We start from the raw sequence: 15,642 nt of genomic DNA on the forward strand, positions 1-15,642 counted from the left end.
GACTGTCGGGCTGCCGACTGACGCCTGAGCTGGACGCCTGATGAACCTCCGTACCATTCTGATTCTTGGCGCCTTGAGCGCCTTCGGTCCCTTGGCGATCGATTTCTATCTGCCGGCCTTTCCGGCGATGGCCCTTGCCTTCGGGACCGACGAAAACCATATCCAACTGACCCTGGCGGCCTATTTTCTCGGGCTGTCCCTCGGGCAATTAGCCTATGGGCCGGTGGCGGATCGCTTTGGGCGGCGTGTTCCGTTGCTCATCGGCGTCGGCTTGTTCACCGTGGCTTCCCTGGCCTGCGCTTATGCGCCGAGCCTCGAATGGCTGATTGGCGCGCGCTTCGTCCAGGCCTTGGGCGGATGCGCGGGGATGGTGATTTCGCGGGCGGTGGTCAGCGATAAATGCGATGCGGTGGGCTCGGCCAAGGTGTTTTCGCAACTGATGCTGGTGATGGGCCTGGCGCCGATCCTCGCGCCGATGCTCGGCGGCCTGCTGGTGAACTTGCACGGCTGGCAATCGATTTTCATCTGCCTGACAGTGTTCAGTGCGCTCGCGGCATCGGCAGTTGCCTTGTGGTTGCCTGAAAGCTTGCCGGACCATGTGCCTCGCCAACCGTTGTCCGGTGCGTTGCGTCAATATGGCCGGCTGCTCAAAGACTCGGTTTACCTGGGGCATGCCCTGACGGGTGGTATTGCGATTGCCGGGATGTTTGCCTACATCGCCGGTTCGCCGTTCGTTTTCATCAAGCTCTATGGCGTGCCGGCCGAACATTTCGGCTGGTTGTTCGGCACCAACGCGGCGGGCTTCATTTTGGTTGCGCAGGTCAATGCGCGGATGTTGTCCAAGCGCGGCCCAGCGTTCCTGCTGACCCGCGCGGTATGGGTCTACCTGCTCGCCGGGCTCAGCCTGTTGGCTGTCAGCGCCATGCAACCGGAGCAGTTGTGGCCGCTATTGATTCCGTTGTTCATCTGCATCGCCAGCCTGGGTTGCATCATTCCAAATGCCTCGGCGTGCGCCATGAACGGGCAGGGCGCCCGGGCCGGGAGTGCTTCGGCAATGCTCGGATGCTTGCAGTTTTCGGTGGCTGCCGGGGCTGCTGCCCTGGTGGCGGCGCTGCATGATGGGACCGCCGTGCCGATGGCGATCGTCATCAGCCTCTGCGGACTATTGGTGGTGGGCGCGGCAATGCTGACCCGCCGTCTGCAGGATGCCCAGGCACTCGCTCAGGCGGGCCAGCCGGATTGATTCAACCGGCCGCGCGCTGCTGATGCTCGGGAAAATGATGCGGCGCATGGATGCGCGCTTGCAGGGTATTGGCGAAAGCCTGGGCTTCGGCCTCGGTGCGAAAGGTCACGACATGCTGGTCAAGGCGCACTTGCCATTGGGATTTTGCCACTTCTTTTATCAGGATCTTCATTGCTGACCTCCTCGTGTAAAAGACTGCGTTGCAAAGGCCTCGAGTGTAGACCGGAATGCGGGCGCAGTTGTGACGACGGTGAATTGTCGGACTGACGGTGCAGGTTTTCCATACGGGGATCGACAAGCCAGATATCTGGCTTGCCAATCCCGGCAATCAGAACCCCTCTAGCACAATCTTGCCCTTGGCCTTCCCGCTCTCGAGCAATGCATGAGCCCGGCGCAGGTTTTCGGCATTGATGGTGCCAAAATGCTCGCCGACGGTGGTCTTCAGCGTGCCGGCGTCGATCAGCCCGGCGACGCGATTGAGCAGTTTGTGTTGTTCAAGCATGTCGGCGGTCTCGAACAGTGAACGGGTGTACATGAACTCCCAATGCAACGACAGGCTCTTGCGCTTGAGCTTGGTTACGTCAAGCGACTTGGGATCGTCGATCAGCGCCAGTTTGCCTTGGGGTGCCAGGGCTTCGACCAATTGGTCCAGATGCTGGTCGGTCTGCGTCAGGCTGGCGACGTGGGTTACATGGCCCTGGCCCGCTTTCTTGAGGACCTCGGCCAACGGCTGGCTGTGATCAACCACAAGGTCGGCGCCCAGGCCTCGTACCCATTCCTCTGTCTGTGGCCGGGAAGCGGTACCGATGACCTTCAGCCCGGTGAGCTGGCTGGCCAATTGCGTCAGGATCGATCCCACGCCTCCCGCGGCACCGACAATCAGCAGGCTCTGGCCCTGATCGTGCTGGCCTTCGTTGATTTGCAATCGGTCGAACAGCAGTTCCCAGGCGGTGATGGACGTCAGCGGCAGCGCGGCGGCTTCAGCAAAGCCGAGGGTCTTCGGCATATGACCGACAATGCGCTCATCCACCACGTGCAATTCGCTGTTGCCACCGGCGCGGGCAATGGAGCCTGCGTAGAACACTTTGTCACCCGCCTTGAACAGCGTGACGTCGTTGCCGACCGCCTTGACCACGCCCGCCACATCCCAGCCCAGCACCTTGGCCGCGCCGTCCTCGGGCTGTACGTTTTGGCGGACCTTGGTATCCACGGGGTTGACTGAGATGGCTTTGACTTCCACCAGCAAGTCCCTGGGGCCGGCGACGGGGGTGGGCAGCTCGATGTCCTGCAGCGATTGCGAATCGCTGATGGGCAGGGATTGGTAGTACGCGATGGCTTTCATGAAGCGGCTCCGTGAGTGGGTATGTTGGGGCCTATGTTTGGCCATTTGGAATCGAGATAAAAGTGGCTAAACCAACAGGGTCTTTCAGCGATTTTTTGATAATGACCATTTGTCGCGGACAAATAGAGACTTTTCCCTCACCAACAATCGCCTCCAAAGGTTTCCGGAGGACAGGCAACCTTGACCCACGCGCTTATACTAGCGACCGCCTGTATCGGCGCGGCAACGAGGATGGCGGTAACCCGGTTTGGATCCCCGCTGTCTCCGCCGGCACAAGGCGACGCCCGGACGGGCATGCCGGCCATCCAGGCGGTCAGCCGCTTTGGGCGGCACCTTCTTATGGGTCGATATGCCCCAAGGCAGTAGACGAATGATTCAACAGGGAGTGAATACATGGAACATGCACCTTGCATCAGCCAGATTGCCACGCTACTGGCCGACCCGAAGCGCAGCGCAATGATGTGGGCGTTAATGGATGGTACCGCCCGACAAGCCGACGAATTGGCTTTGCTGGCTGGGCTTTCGCCATCCTCGGCCAACGCCCATCTGGGACGTCTTTTCACCGGGGGCCTGTTGAAAGTTGAGGTTCGCGGACGCAAGCGCTTCTTTCGCCTGGCGGCGCCCGAGATTGGCGCAGCCGTCGAGGCGCTGGCGAGCGCAACCCTCGCCAGCACGCCGCGACAGGTTCCGGACGTCTTCAAGCGCGGCCTGCTGACCACCAAGGCGCCGACGGCTCCCGCTTCGTTGATGCGCGCCAGGCTTTGCGATGACCATCTGGGGGGCACGCTGGCGGCGGACCTGTATCAGCAGCTATTGGATGTCGGGTGGCTTGAGCAATGTGAGCAGCGGGTGATAGTGACCCACAAAGGTGCCAATCAATTGGCGGGACGCGGTCTGTTCATCCAGGCACTGGCCCATCGCAATGCCCGAGTTGCTTGCGCCTGCCCCGATTGGAGCGAGCGGCGTCCGCACTTGGGGGGCGCGCTGGGAGCGGCGCTGCTGCAATTGTTCATGCAATCCGGCTGGCTGAGCTTGCCCAATGACTCAAGGGCCTTGCAGGTAACGGCGCTTGGTCAACAGGAAATCCATCGGTTCGCCAGGCAGGAGTCTCTGGGAATGGCGCTCTAGGGCGGTAGACAGGTCGCAATCAGCAATCGCTGCTTGCAAGGTTCGCGCACACTCGGTCCGGGGAACTATCGGATTGGGGAGCGCAACATGAACACTCACGCCTACAGTGCAGCGGAAAGACTGGAACGGTTGCCCATCAGCGGCTATCACCGGGTCATTTTCATCATTATCGCCTTGGCTTTTTTCTTCGACTCCATGGACCTGGCAATGATGACGTTCCTGCTGGGCTCGATCAAAACCGAGTTCGGCCTGAGCTCCGCCGAGGCTGGGTTGCTTGCCAGCTCCAGCTTCTTCGGCATGGTGGTGGGGGCTTCATTGTCGGGCATGCTGGCCGATCGTTTTGGCCGCAAACCGGTGTTCCAATGGAGCATCGTGCTGTGGGGGCTTGCCAGTTATCTGTGCTCCACCGCTCAGGACGTCGAGACCTTGACACTGTTTCGGGTCCTGCTGGGTGTCGGCATGGGCATGGAATTCCCGATTGCCCAGTCGATGCTCTCGGAGCTGATTCCTGCGAAGCGCCGAGGGCGTTACATCGCCCTGATGGACGGCTTTTGGCCGCTGGGCTTCGTGGCGGCCGGGGTGCTGTCTTATTTTCTGCTCCCCGTGATTGGCTGGCGGGACATCTTTCTGGTACTGGCGGTGCCGGCGGTGTTCGTCCTGGCGATTCGTTTTTTCATTCCAGAATCGCCGCGTTGGCTTGAACAGGCCGGTCGAGGTGACGAGGCGGATGCCGTGCTCAAGCGGATCGAAGAGAAGGTCCGGGCTTCGCTGGGAGGGCGCGACTTGCCTGAGCCGATTCGCCTGCCAAGACTGGCGACCGTTCCCGGCAATTTCTTCTCGGCCCTGACGCAGATCTGGTCACCGCTGTACCGCCAGCGCACGATGATGATCTGGAGTGTCTGGTTCTTTGCCTTGCTCGGTTTCTATGGCCTGACGTCCTGGCTCAGCGCGTTGTTGCAGCAGTCGGGCTTCGCCGTGACCCAATCGGTGTATTACACCGTGCTGATTTCCCTCGGCGGGATTCCCGGTTTCCTGATGGCGGCGTGGCTGGTGGAACGTTGGGGACGCAAGCCGGTGTGCGTCATCACGCTGCTGGGAGGCGGGGCGATGGCGTTTCTTTACGGCCAGAGCGCGGTGTTCGGCGGCAACATCGGCCTGCTGATCGGTACCGGTCTGCTGATGCAGTTTTTCCTGTTCGGCATGTGGGCAGTGCTCTACACCTATACGCCGGAGCTGTATCCCACCTCAGCCCGAGCCACCGGTTCGGGCTTCGCCTCTGCGGTCGGGCGCATCGGTTCGTTGCTCGGGCCCATGGTGACCGGACTGGTATTTCCTATCACCGGCCAGGGCGGCGTGTTCGCCCTCGGCGCACTGTGCTTTGCCGTGGCGGCGGGCGTGGTCTGGTTGTTTGGCATGGAGACGCGAGGCAAGACGCTGGAAGAGTTGAGCGAGGGGGGCGCGCAATAGAGCTTCCTCGCCACAGGTGTTCTCAGTGGCGAGGGGGTACTCGCTACATGACTTAGGATTTCACCAAGCGCGCATCCAAGCTGTTCTGCGCGAGCCGCTTGGCCTGGTCCTGGGTCATGCCCAAATGGGTATGCAGCGCGTGGAAGTTTTCGGTGACGTAGCCGCCGAAGTACGCCGGGTCATCGGAGTTCACCGTCACCTTCACGCCGCGCTCGAGCATGTCGAGGATATTGTGCTGCGACATGTCGTCGAACACGCACAGCTTGGTGTTGGACAACGGGCACACCGTCAACGGGATCTGTTCGTCGATGATCCGCTGCATCAGCCGCTCGTCTTCAATCGCCCGGACACCATGGTCGATGCGCTGGATCTTCAGCAGGTCCAGTGCCTCCCAGATGTACTCGGGTGGGCCTTCCTCGCCTGCGTGGGCGACGGTCAGGAAACCTTCATGGCGAGCACGGTCGAATACCCGCTGGAACTTGCTCGGTGGATGACCCATCTCCGAACTGTCCAGGCCCACGGCCACGAACGCATCGCGAAACGGCAGCGCCTGGTCGAGGGTTTTTTCGGCCTGTTCTTCGCTCAGGTGGCGCAGGAAACTCAGGATCAAGCCGCTGGTGATCCCCAACTGTTGCTCGCCGTCCTTGAGCGCTGCGGCGATGCCGTTGAGCACCACTTCGAATGGAATGCCTCGGTCGGTGTGGGTCTGCGGATCGAAAAACGGTTCGGTGTGGATGACGTTCTGTGCCTTGCAGCGCAGCAGATAGGCCCAGGTCAGGTCGTAGAAATCCTGGGATGTGCGCAGTACGTCGGCGCCCTTGTAATACAGGTCGAGAAATTCCTGCAGGTTGTTGAAGGCATAGGCCTGGCGCAGGGTATCCACGTCATTCCAGGGCAAGGCGATCTTGTTGCGCTCGGCCAGGGCGAACAACAGCTCGGGCTCCAGCGAGCCTTCCAGATGCAAATGCAGTTCAGCCTTGGGCAGGGCGTTAAGCCAGTCGTACATGTTTTTTTCTCATCAGCGAATCGATGGCGGGCATTCTACAGGGACGGGCGCCGATGTCGGGCAAAACCTGACCGGCTGATCCACTAAGTGTTCATGCCTGGAGGACAGCTACGTCACATCTGGAGGAAACGTTCCCGGCACGTCACAGTCTAGTAGCTCATGACCCATCCATGGCGACAGGCCCACGATGCTCACGTTGATCAAGCAAGAAAAACTGTTGTTACTGGCGCTGCTTGCCGCATTCGTCGCTTATCCATTGGAGCATTGGCTGCTGGGTAACGGGCGGGTCGTGGCGCTGGTTGGTGGATTGGTGTTGATCGGTTTTATCGTTTCCGCCTCCATGCGTGTCGCTCACTACGCTGAGCTGTTGGCGGAAAAGGTTGGCGATCCCTACGGCACCATGATCTTGACTTTGTCCGCGGTGCTGGTGGAAGTCGTGATCCTGGCGATCATGATGAACAACGAGGCATCGCCGACCCTGGTGCGGGACACGATTTATTCAGCGGTCATGCTCGACATCAACGGTATTCTCGGGCTGGCGGCGCTGATGGGCGGGCTCAAGCACGGCGAGCAGGTCTATAACGACGATTCGGCGCGCACCTACAGCGTGATGATCCTCACCGCCATGGGTGTATCGATGGTGGTGCCGGAGTTCATTCCGCAAGAAAACTGGAAGCATTATTCGGCATTCACCATCGGCGCAATGATCGTGTTGTATACCTTGTTCGTGCGCATGCAGGTGGGGCCCCACAGTTATTTCTTCAGCTACAGCTATCCGGAAAAACGACGTAAGAAGGAGCCGGTAGAAAACGAGCCGAAGCCCATCAGCCTGGCGTTTTCCATCAGTGCGTTGGTGTTTGGCGTGGTGGTGATCGGTGCGCTGGCGGAGGTCATGTCCAAGGCCATTGACCTGGGACTGGAAGGCTCGGGCGCGCCGCCGGTGGTGACGGCGATCCTGGTGGCGGCCATTTCCGCTGCGCCGGAGATTCTCACCGCCCTGCGCGCGGCCCTCGCCAATCGTATGCAATCGGTGGTCAACATCGCACTGGGGGCGTCGCTGTCCACCGTGATCCTGACCGTGCCGGTGATGGAGGCGATGGCGCTTTACACCGGCCAGCCTTTCCAGATGGCGATGACTCCGGTGCAGACCGTGATGATCTTCATCACGCTGATCGTCAGTGCCATCAACCTCAACGATGGCGAAACCAACGCCATCGAAGGGATGACTCACTTTGTGCTCTTTGCCACCTTCATCATGTTGTCGTTGCTGGGACTCTAACGCCCGGGCAACGCACATATGGGTGGGATCAGGAGGCTGCGATCAGCTCCCGCGCCGCTTGGCTGTGGTCGGCGATCAGGCCCCTCAGGTCCAGCCCCTCGACCTGCCCGTCAATCACTCGCCATTGCCCGGCAATCATCACTCGATCCGCCCGGTCGGCGCCGCATAGCAGCAGCGCTGAAATCGGGTCATGACTGCCGGAGAAACGCAGTTCATCCAGTTTGAACAGCGCCAGGTCGGCCTGTTTGCCCACCGCCAATTCACCGATGTCGCTGCGCCCCAGCAGTTGCGCCGAGCCCCGGGTCGCCCAGCCGAGCACGCGCTCCGGTGTGATCGCTTGCGCGCCATAGCGCAGGCGCTGGATGTAGAGCGCCTGGCGGGTTTCGAGGATCATGTTCGAGGCATCGTTGGACGCCGAACCATCCACGCCCAGGCCCAGCGGTGCGCCGGCGCCGATCAGCTCAAGCGTCGGACAGATGCCCGAGGCCAGGCGCATGTTGGAGCTGGGGCAATGGCAGATGCCGGTCCCGGCGGCGCCAAGGAGGGTGATTTCGTCAGGGTTGAAATGGATGCCATGGGCCAGCCAGGTGCGTGGGCCGAGCCAGCCGACACTGTCCAGGTAGTCCACGGTGCGCAGGCCGAAGCGTTGCAGGCAGAAGTCTTCTTCGTCGAGGGTTTCGGCCAAATGCGTGTGCAGGCGCACATCGAGTTTTTCCGCCAGTTCGGCGCTGGCGCGCATGATCTCGGGCGTGACGGAAAACGGCGAGCAGGGCGCCAGGGCGATCTGGATTCGCGCGCCGTCACCGCGCTCATGGTATTGAGCAATCAGCCGCTGGCTGTCGTCGAGAATCACCTCGCCCTGCTGCACGGTCTGCTGCGGCGGCAAACCTCCGTCCGCTTCGCCCAGGCTCATGGAACCGCGGGTCAACATTGCGCGCATGCCCAGTTCACGGACAGTTTCCACCTGCACGTCGATGGCGTTTTCCAGGCCTTCGGGAAACAGATAGTGGTGGTCGGCCGCCGTGGTGCAGCCTGACAACAACAGTTCAGCCAACGCCACTTTGCTTGCCAGCGCGAGTTTTGCCGGGGTCAGTCGCGCCCACACTGGGTAGAGAGTTTTCAGCCAGGGGAACAAGGGTTCGCTTACCACGGGCGCCCAGGCGCGAGTCAGGGTCTGGTAGAAATGATGGTGGGTGTTGATCAGTCCCGGCAGGATCGCATGTTCGCGAGCGTCGAACACGCTGTCGCAAGGTTGCGCGGGACTTTGCCCGGCGCTGAGCAGTTCGACGATCACACCGTCCTGCAGGACGAGACCGCCACGGGCATCGAGGCCGTTGGCGGTGAAAATGGCGAGGGGATTTTTTAACCAGGTACGGGTCGCAGGCATGGTGGCCGGCTCCTCTGAAAGTGGGTTCAGGTAAGCCAGCTCAGTGATGCCCTGTCTGCTGATCCAGGGTCGCCGGGGAAGGGCGAGGTTCGGAGTTTACTCAGGTTGGCGGGCACTTATCCAGAGCCCTGCCGAGCGCCTTGGTATTTACCAGGGAATCGTTTCGCCCTTGTAGTTGACGAAGTGGTGGCCGCCCTTGCCGGCATAGGCATTGACCTGGTCGATCAGCCCACGGGTACTGGTCTCCACATCCAGGTCGGCGCCTTCACCACCCATGTCGGTCTTTACCCAACCCGGGTGCAGCGACAGCACGGTCAGTGTCTGTTCACCCAATTGGCTGACAAAACTGTTGGTCATGGAGTTGAGCGCGGCCTTGCTTGCTTTGTACAGCGCCAGTTCTGGCGCATCGGGCATCGTCACGCTACCCAGCACCGAACTCATGAAGGCCAGTACACCGCTGCCTTCGCGGATCTGCCCGACGAAACGCTGGGCCAGGTTGATCGGCGCCACGGCGTTGGTGAAAAACAATTGGCCGACCTCGGCCAGCGTCGCGCCCCCCGGGTTCTGGTTGGCGGGGCCCTTGACGCCGGCATTGATGAACAACAAGTCAAAGGTCTGACCCTTGAGCCGCTGGCTCAAGGCAATGACGGCTTGCTGGTCATCCATGTCGAGCTTTTCGATCCGCACCGCGCCCAGCGCTTCCAAAGCCTGCGCGTTCTGCGGGTTGCGCACGGTGGCGGTCACGTTCCAGCCGTCGCTGGCGAGCGTCTTGACCAGACCCAGGCCCAAGCCTCTGGAGGCGCCAATGATCAATGCGTTTCTTGCCGAATTCATGAATGCTTTCCTTGAAAGAACAGGTTTCGGATTTAATGGACAACGTTGCCTGGGCCGTTGTTTCAGCTTGCGAGGTAATGCATGACTTGCTGGTTAAAAAATAGGCAGACGGCTGCGAACCATGCTGTTCTTGGGGCGGCTGGAGCCATGAACGGGTTATCCACAGGTTCCTCCACAGTTATTGTGCGCAAACTGAAAACTGGGGCATAAGCCCTGTATCGCTTTCTTCTAAAGGTGATAAAGCGCTGCAAGCGTTTGTTTTCTCATCGTATTCGGCGTGTCTGTCAATTCTTGTACGAAAAGTGAGCAAACCTCGGAAAGCCGCATGACAGAAGGGTTACAGCACGCTACGCCCAGGTTATCCACAGGCGGGTGCACAGCGCATGTGGGCAAAACCGATACCGCTGAGGCGGTTATGGGGCTTCTTGGCGTTCGAGCACTATCTGTCCGCGACTCAGATCGGCGAGACGCGCTTGAAGGTTTTCAATGTGCTGTTCACCCACCGCCAATTGGAGTTTCACGCCGTTGGCTGTGAACTCCTCGGTCTGGACCAGGCCACCGCATTCGGCAATTCGCAGTTTCACCAAGGCCAGCTCCGCGAAGCTGCACATACAGTGCAGCGCCACGCGGCTGATCAACTCGATCTTATCGGCGTTTTGCAGGCATTTATTGGCGCCACCGCCGTAGGCGCGAGCCAGGCCTCCGGTGCCCAGCTGGATTCCGCCGTACCAGCGTATGACCAGCACCACGACCTGGTCGCAGTCCTGGGCCTGGATGGCGGCCAGGATAGGGCGCCCGGCGGTGCCGCCCGGCTCGCCGTCGTCGTTGCTGCGGTACTGGTCACCCAGTTTCCAAGCCCAGCAGTTATGCGTGGCATCAAGGTCGCTGTGCTGTTCGATAAAGGCCTGGGCCTCGGCGGGGCTGGTGATGGGGGCCGCGAAGGTAATGAATCGGCTCTTGCGGATCTCTTCTCGGTATTCGCAAAAGCCGGCGAGGGTATAAGGCATGGAATCCTAGAGGTCTGGTGTCAGGCCGCAGCCTTTGAGGATGATGCGGATCAAGTTGTCGCCGGCATCGATCATGTCTTGCTTGGTCAACTTGCTGCGTCCCGTCACGCGGCAGATCTGCGTGGCGAAATCGGCGTAATGCTGGGTGCTGCCCCACAGCAGGAAGATAAGGTGCACCGGATCGACCGGATCCATTTTTCCCGCATCGATCCACGCCTGGAACACGGCTGCGCGGCCTTTGAACCAAGCGCGATAGTCCTGGTTGAAATATTCGCTCAGGCATTCGCCGCCGCTGATCACCTCCATGGCAAAGATCCTCGACGCCTGGGGATGCTGCCGGGAAAACTCCATCTTGGCGCGGATATAGCGGGTCAACGCTTGCGCCGGATCATCCTCGGCCGTCAGAGAGTTGAACGTGCTGTCCCACAACTGAATGATGTTGCTCAGCACCGCCACGTAGAGCCCGAGCTTGTTGGTGAAATAGTAATGCAGGTTCGCCTTGGGCAATCCGGCGTTCACGGCGATGGTGTTCATGCTGGTGCCCTTGAAACCGTGCCGGGCGAACTCATCCTCGGCGGCCCTGAGGATAGTCTCTTCATTCTTTTGACGAATGCGGCCGGTAGGCTTGCCACCATGGGCGGGAACTTCAAAGGTCATGGACGTTTCCGGGCTAGGTCTGTGGGTGCGGGCAAATGCGTTCATAGCGCACCGGTGCGGATCCGACAAGTGCCACCGCTATAAAAGCCATGCGTTGGAGAAATCTCAGCGGGTTGCCGCCAGGCTTTCGAGGAAGCTTTCCAATACCAGGTGCGGGCGACGACCCTTGCGCGTGACCGATGCCAGGCTCAGATCGTAGAAGCGCGCCAAGGGTTTGAGTGCTCGCAGCCGGCCTTGCTGGACCCAAAGATTGGCGTAGTGATCCGGCAGGTAACCGATATAGCGCCCGGTGAGAATCAGGAACGCCATGCCTTCGCGATCCGAGGCGCTGGCGGTGCAATTGAGCGCCTGGTAATGAGCCTGGATTTCGGTGGGCAGGCGAAAGGTCGGGGCGATGGCGTCCTGGCTGTCGAGACGCGCATCTTCGAGCTGCTGGTCATCGACATAAAACAGCGGATGTCCCACCGCGCAGTACAGCAGCGAGCGTTCGCTGTAGAGCGGTTGATATTCGAGGCCGGAAAGAGCGCTGGCCTGGGGGACTACGCCGACATGCAGGCGACCGTCGAGCACACCTTGCTCGACTTCGTTGGGCGCGATCATGCGGATCTGGATTTGCACTTCTGGACCGCGCTCCTTCAACTGGGCCAAGGCATGAGTGATGCGCATATGAGGCAGCGTGACGAGGTTGTCCGTCAGCCCTATGGTCAGTTCACCGCGCAGGTGCTGGTGAAGACCGTTGACCTCGGTACGAAAGCTTTCCAGCGCGCTCAATAACTGCAGGGCTGATTGATAGACTTCGCGGCCTTCTTCCGTCAGGGAAAAACCCGCGCGCCCGCGCTGGCACAGGCGCAGGCCGAGGCGCTGTTCCAGATCATTCATCTGCTGGCTTATGGCTGAGCGGCCTATCCCGAGCACCGTCTCGGCGGCAGAGAATCCCCCGCACTCCACCACGCTTCGGAAAATGCGCAGCAAGCGGATGTCGAAGTCGCTGACTTGGGCCAGGGGATCGGAACGACGGACGCTCATAGTTTAGTGATCTGCTGACTGAAGGTTAGAAAAGTTGGATTTCACCGACTTTATCCCCGTGGCAATTTAGCTGCAAGAATGCTTTTGACTTCATGCCGCTTACGCCCTGCGAGGTTTTTGTCGATGAACATGCCCGAACACGCTCCCGGTTCCCTGGCCAGCCAGCTCAAGCTGGATGCCCACTGGATGCCCTACACGGCGAATCGCAACTTCCAACGCGACCCTCGGTTGATCGTTGCCGCCGAAGGCAGTTGGTTGACCGATGACAAGGGCCGCAAGGTCTATGATTCGCTGTCAGGCCTGTGGACGTGTGGCGCCGGGCACACCCGCAAGGAAATCCAGGAAGCGGTCGCCAAGCAACTGGGTACGCTCGATTACTCACCGGGCTTCCAATACGGGCATCCGCTGTCGTTCCAGTTGGCGGAAAAAATCACCAGCCTGACCCCAGGCAATCTTAACCATGTGTTCTTCACCGACTCCGGTTCCGAGTGCGCCGATACCGCGGTGAAGATGGTCCGCGCCTATTGGCGCCTCAAGGGACAGGCGACCAAGACCAAGATGATCGGTCGCGCCCGTGGGTATCACGGCGTGAACATCGCCGGCACCAGCCTTGGCGGCGTCAGTGGCAATCGCAAGTTGTTCGGCCAGGCCATGATGGACGTCGATCATTTGCCCCACACTTTGCTCGCCAGCAATGCCTATTCGCGGGGCATGCCCAAGGAAGGCGGTATTGCTTTGGCCGATGAGTTGTTGAAGTTGATCGAACTGCACGACGCTTCCAATATCGCTGCGGTATTTGTCGAGCCGATGGCCGGGTCTGCCGGTGTATTGGTGCCGCCGGAGGGATATCTGAAACGCCTGCGCGACATCTGTGATCAGCACAACATCCTGCTGGTGTTCGACGAGGTCATTACCGGTTTTGGTCGTACCGGCTCGATGTTCGGCGCTGATAGCTTTGGCGTGGTTCCAGACCTGATGTGCATCGCCAAGCAAGTCACCAATGGCGCGATCCCCATGGGTGCGGTAATTGCCAGCTCCGAGATCTACCAGACCTTCATGAGCCAGGCGACACCTGAGTACGCCGTCGAGTTTCCCCATGGCTATACCTACTCGGCGCACCCAGTGGCGTGCGCGGCAGGCTTGGCGGCACTGGACCTGTTGCAGAAAGAAAACCTGGTGCAAAGCGTGGCCGAGGTCGCGCCACATTTCGAGAACGCCTTGCATGGTTTGAGGGGCTCGAAGAACGTCATCGATATTCGCAACTATGGCTTGGCCGGTGCGATCCAGATTGCTCCGCGCGACGGTGATGCCATCGTACGCCCGTTCGAGGCGGGCATGGCGCTGTGGAAAGCCGGTTTCTATGTGCGTTTCGGCGGCGACACCCTGCAGTTCGGTCCGACGTTCAACAGCAAGCCGCAGGATCTGGATCGTCTGTTCGATGCGGTCGGTGAAGTGTTGAACAAAATCGACTGATTTCTTCTTTATAGACAGGCGCCCTGTAGCGGGCGTCTGGTGACCGAATTGTCTGGAGTCCTCATGAGCCTCATCCCGCATTTGATCAATGGCGAACTGTCGAGCGATAGCGCGCGCACCGCCGACGTGTTCAACCCATCCACTGGCCAGGCTATCCATAAGGTGCCGCTGGCGGATCGCGCAACGGTCCAGCAGGCCATCGATGCCGCCAAGGCGGCTTTCCCCGCGTGGCGCAACACGCCGGCGGCCAAGCGTGCCCAAGTAATGTTTCGCTTCAAGCAGTTGCTGGAGCAGAACGAGTCGCGCATCGCCCAACTGATCAGCGAAGAGCATGGCAAGACCTTGGAGGACGCCGCTGGTGAACTCAAGCGCGGTATTGAAAACGTCGAGTTCGCCTGTTCGGCGCCGGAAATCCTGAAGGGTGAATACAGCCGCAACGTAGGACCGAACATCGATGCTTGGTCAGACTTTCAGCCTTTAGGAGTTGTGGCGGGTATCACTCCGTTCAACTTTCCAGCGATGGTGCCACTGTGGATGTATCCGCTGGCGATCGTCTGCGGCAATTGCTTCATTCTCAAGCCGTCGGAGCGCGACCCGAGTTCCACCCTGTTAATCGCCCAGCTGTTGCTGGAAGCGGGATTGCCCAAGGGGGTGCTGAGCGTAATCCATGGCGACAAGGCGGCAGTGGATGCGTTGATCGAGGCGCCAGAGGTGAAGGCGCTGAGTTTTGTCGGCTCGACGCCGATTGCCGAGTACATCTATGCCGAAGGTACCCGACGCGGTAAGCGCGTCCAGGCGCTGGGCGGTGCCAAGAACCATGCGGTGCTGATGCCGGATGCAGATTTGGATAATGCCGTCAGCGCACTGATGGGCGCGGCATACGGTTCGTGCGGTGAACGTTGCATGGCGATTTCGGTGGCGGTGTGTGTCGGTGACCAGGTGGCGGATGCACTGGTGGCCAAGTTGGTGCCGCAAATCAGGGCGTTGAAGATCGGCGCCGGGACGTCTTGCGGGTTGGACATGGGGCCGCTTGTGACCGGTCAACACCGCGACAAAGTCAGTAGCTATATAGAAGACGGTGTGGCGGGGGGGGCTTCACTGGTCGTCGATGGCCGTGGCTTGAGTGTGAGCGGTTACGAAGAGGGCTTTTTCCTCGGGGGCTGTCTGTTTGATCGCGTTACGCCTGAAATGCGCATCTATAAAGAAGAGATCTTCGGGCCGGTTTTGTGCGTCGTCCGGGTCAACAGCCTGGAAGAGGCGATGCAACTGATCAACGATCACGAGTATGGCAACGGCACGTGCATCTTTACCCGGGATGGTGAAGCAGCGCGGTTGTTCTGCGATGAGGTTGAAGTAGGGATGGTCGGCGTTAACGTTCCATTGCCGGTTCCTGTCGCCTATCACAGCTTTGGTGGTTGGAAGCGTTCGCTGTTCGGCGACTTGCATGCCTACGGTCCGGACGGAGTGCGTTTCTATACTCGCCGCAAGGCCATTACCCAGCGCTGGCCACAGCGCGCCAGTCACGAGGCTTCGCAGTTTGCTTTCCCTAGTTTGTAGGGGGGAGATGAGAGGCCTGCGTCCTGGGACGCAGGCCTCTGTGTTTACGGAGCTTTTTGACCGATATGACAGAATTGTGAAATAAAGGGTTGACGGCAAATCCTGGCTGTCTATAATTCGCCCCGCTTCCGGCGCAGTCGAAACGGAAAACTCCTTGAGTTTCAAAGGGTTAAGTAGGTTTCGATGTGGGCGGGCTTCAGTTCATCGAAGCACGGAAGGAGTGGGTAGGGCGGTGT

14 protein-coding genes are annotated in these 15,642 nt (G+C 60.1%); 6 read left to right on the forward strand and 8 right to left on the reverse strand.

What is annotated here, in order from left to right:
• The first annotated feature begins 40 nt into the window (after positions 1 to 40).
• Positions 41 to 1,243 carry a multidrug effflux MFS transporter gene (locus HU762_RS26215; RefSeq protein ID WP_186641807.1) on the forward strand — a complete coding sequence of 401 codons (1,203 nt, stop codon included), beginning with the start codon at positions 41 to 43 and terminating at the stop codon, positions 1,241 to 1,243.
• A 1-nt stretch (position 1,244) separates the two neighbouring features.
• On the opposite strand, the gene HU762_RS26220 is transcribed toward HU762_RS26215, so the two are convergent.
• Together HU762_RS26220 and HU762_RS26225 are read right to left on the reverse strand one after the other, a co-directional pair.
• Entirely contained in the window at positions 1,245 to 1,415 is a 171-nt protein-coding gene (locus HU762_RS26220; RefSeq protein WP_186641808.1) for a hypothetical protein, read from the reverse strand.
• Between the two features lie 156 nt (positions 1,416 to 1,571).
• Complete coding sequence (locus HU762_RS26225; RefSeq protein ID WP_186641810.1) at positions 1,572 to 2,585, reverse strand: zinc-binding alcohol dehydrogenase family protein; 1,014 nt, start codon at positions 2,583 to 2,585, stop codon at positions 1,572 to 1,574.
• A gap of 393 nt (positions 2,586 to 2,978) precedes the next feature.
• Here HU762_RS26225 and HU762_RS26230 point away from each other — a divergent pair, with 393 nt between their 5' ends.
• On the forward strand, positions 2,979 to 3,713 hold the full coding sequence (locus HU762_RS26230; RefSeq protein ID WP_186641812.1) for a helix-turn-helix transcriptional regulator: 735 nt from the start codon (positions 2,979 to 2,981) through the stop codon (positions 3,711 to 3,713).
• Between the two features lie 87 nt (positions 3,714 to 3,800).
• Positions 3,801 to 5,180 (forward strand): MFS transporter, encoded by a 1,380-nt coding sequence (locus HU762_RS26235; RefSeq protein ID WP_186641813.1) that lies wholly within the window; start codon positions 3,801 to 3,803, stop codon positions 5,178 to 5,180.
• A gap of 52 nt (positions 5,181 to 5,232) precedes the next feature.
• Here HU762_RS26235 and HU762_RS26240 read toward each other — a convergent pair whose 3' ends face one another.
• The gene (locus tag HU762_RS26240; protein ID WP_186641814.1) at positions 5,233 to 6,186 is read right to left on the reverse strand and encodes an adenosine deaminase; all 954 of its coding nucleotides are present in this window, start codon (positions 6,184 to 6,186) and stop codon (positions 5,233 to 5,235) included.
• Between the two features lie 187 nt (positions 6,187 to 6,373).
• Between HU762_RS26240 and HU762_RS26245 the strand changes: the two genes are divergently transcribed.
• The gene (locus HU762_RS26245; protein ID WP_186641815.1) at positions 6,374 to 7,465 is read left to right on the forward strand and encodes a calcium:proton antiporter; all 1,092 of its coding nucleotides are present in this window, start codon (positions 6,374 to 6,376) and stop codon (positions 7,463 to 7,465) included.
• A gap of 28 nt (positions 7,466 to 7,493) precedes the next feature.
• Here the strand turns inward: HU762_RS26245 and HU762_RS26250 are convergent, their stop codons facing one another.
• From HU762_RS26250 to HU762_RS26270, 5 genes are all read right to left on the reverse strand, one after another.
• Complete coding sequence (locus HU762_RS26250) at positions 7,494 to 8,852, reverse strand: 8-oxoguanine deaminase (RefSeq protein ID WP_186641816.1); 1,359 nt, start codon at positions 8,850 to 8,852, stop codon at positions 7,494 to 7,496.
• Between the two features lie 147 nt (positions 8,853 to 8,999).
• Positions 9,000 to 9,686, reverse strand: a complete 687-nt coding sequence (locus HU762_RS26255) for an SDR family oxidoreductase (RefSeq protein ID WP_186641817.1) — start codon at positions 9,684 to 9,686, stop codon at positions 9,000 to 9,002.
• A 413-nt stretch (positions 9,687 to 10,099) separates the two neighbouring features.
• Positions 10,100 to 10,693, reverse strand: coding sequence for a YigZ family protein (locus tag HU762_RS26260; protein ID WP_186641818.1), 594 nt, complete (start codon positions 10,691 to 10,693; stop codon positions 10,100 to 10,102).
• Positions 10,694 to 10,699: 6 nt separating this feature from the next.
• Positions 10,700 to 11,350: a TetR/AcrR family transcriptional regulator gene (locus HU762_RS26265; protein ID WP_186641820.1), complete on the reverse strand. Its 651-nt coding sequence runs from the start codon at positions 11,348 to 11,350 to the stop codon at positions 10,700 to 10,702.
• A 105-nt stretch (positions 11,351 to 11,455) separates the two neighbouring features.
• Complete coding sequence (locus HU762_RS26270) at positions 11,456 to 12,376, reverse strand: LysR family transcriptional regulator (protein ID WP_186641821.1); 921 nt, start codon at positions 12,374 to 12,376, stop codon at positions 11,456 to 11,458.
• Between the two features lie 123 nt (positions 12,377 to 12,499).
• Between HU762_RS26270 and HU762_RS26275 the strand changes: the two genes are divergently transcribed.
• Positions 12,500 to 13,849 (forward strand): aspartate aminotransferase family protein, encoded by a 1,350-nt coding sequence (locus HU762_RS26275; protein ID WP_186641822.1) that lies wholly within the window; start codon positions 12,500 to 12,502, stop codon positions 13,847 to 13,849.
• Positions 13,850 to 13,912: 63 nt separating this feature from the next.
• Positions 13,913 to 15,406, forward strand: a complete 1,494-nt coding sequence (locus tag HU762_RS26280) for a CoA-acylating methylmalonate-semialdehyde dehydrogenase (protein ID WP_186641823.1) — start codon at positions 13,913 to 13,915, stop codon at positions 15,404 to 15,406.
• Positions 15,407 to 15,642: the final 236 nt, after the last annotated feature.

The organism is Pseudomonas sp. SWRI92, from assembly GCF_014268685.1.
In the GTDB taxonomy this organism is placed as follows: Bacteria; Pseudomonadota; Gammaproteobacteria; order Pseudomonadales; family Pseudomonadaceae; genus Aquipseudomonas; species Aquipseudomonas marvdashtae.

Bases quoted from the DNA above. Each gene is read 5' to 3' on its own strand.
- HU762_RS26265 (WP_186641820.1), bottom strand. From the start codon at position 11,350: ATGACCTTTGAAGTTCCCGCCCATGGTGGCAAGCCTACCGGCCGCATT.
- HU762_RS26260 (WP_186641818.1), bottom strand. From the start codon at position 10,693: ATGCCTTATACCCTCGCCGGCTTTTGCGAATACCGAGAAGAGATCCGC.
- HU762_RS26255 (WP_186641817.1), bottom strand. From the start codon at position 9,686: ATGAATTCGGCAAGAAACGCATTGATCATTGGCGCCTCCAGAGGCTTG.
- HU762_RS26225 (WP_186641810.1), bottom strand. From the start codon at position 2,585: ATGAAAGCCATCGCGTACTACCAATCCCTGCCCATCAGCGATTCGCAA.
- HU762_RS26220 (WP_186641808.1), bottom strand. From the start codon at position 1,415: ATGAAGATCCTGATAAAAGAAGTGGCAAAATCCCAATGGCAAGTGCGC.
- HU762_RS26235 (WP_186641813.1), top strand. From the start codon at position 3,801: ATGAACACTCACGCCTACAGTGCAGCGGAAAGACTGGAACGGTTGCCC.
- HU762_RS26245 (WP_186641815.1), top strand. From the start codon at position 6,374: ATGCTCACGTTGATCAAGCAAGAAAAACTGTTGTTACTGGCGCTGCTT.
- HU762_RS26240 (WP_186641814.1), bottom strand. From the start codon at position 6,186: ATGTACGACTGGCTTAACGCCCTGCCCAAGGCTGAACTGCATTTGCAT.
- HU762_RS26250 (WP_186641816.1), bottom strand. From the start codon at position 8,852: ATGCCTGCGACCCGTACCTGGTTAAAAAATCCCCTCGCCATTTTCACC.
- HU762_RS26275 (WP_186641822.1), top strand. From the start codon at position 12,500: ATGAACATGCCCGAACACGCTCCCGGTTCCCTGGCCAGCCAGCTCAAG.
- HU762_RS26280 (WP_186641823.1), top strand. From the start codon at position 13,913: ATGAGCCTCATCCCGCATTTGATCAATGGCGAACTGTCGAGCGATAGC.
- HU762_RS26270 (WP_186641821.1), bottom strand. From the start codon at position 12,376: ATGAGCGTCCGTCGTTCCGATCCCCTGGCCCAAGTCAGCGACTTCGAC.
- HU762_RS26215 (WP_186641807.1), top strand. From the start codon at position 41: ATGAACCTCCGTACCATTCTGATTCTTGGCGCCTTGAGCGCCTTCGGT.
- HU762_RS26230 (WP_186641812.1), top strand. From the start codon at position 2,979: ATGGAACATGCACCTTGCATCAGCCAGATTGCCACGCTACTGGCCGAC.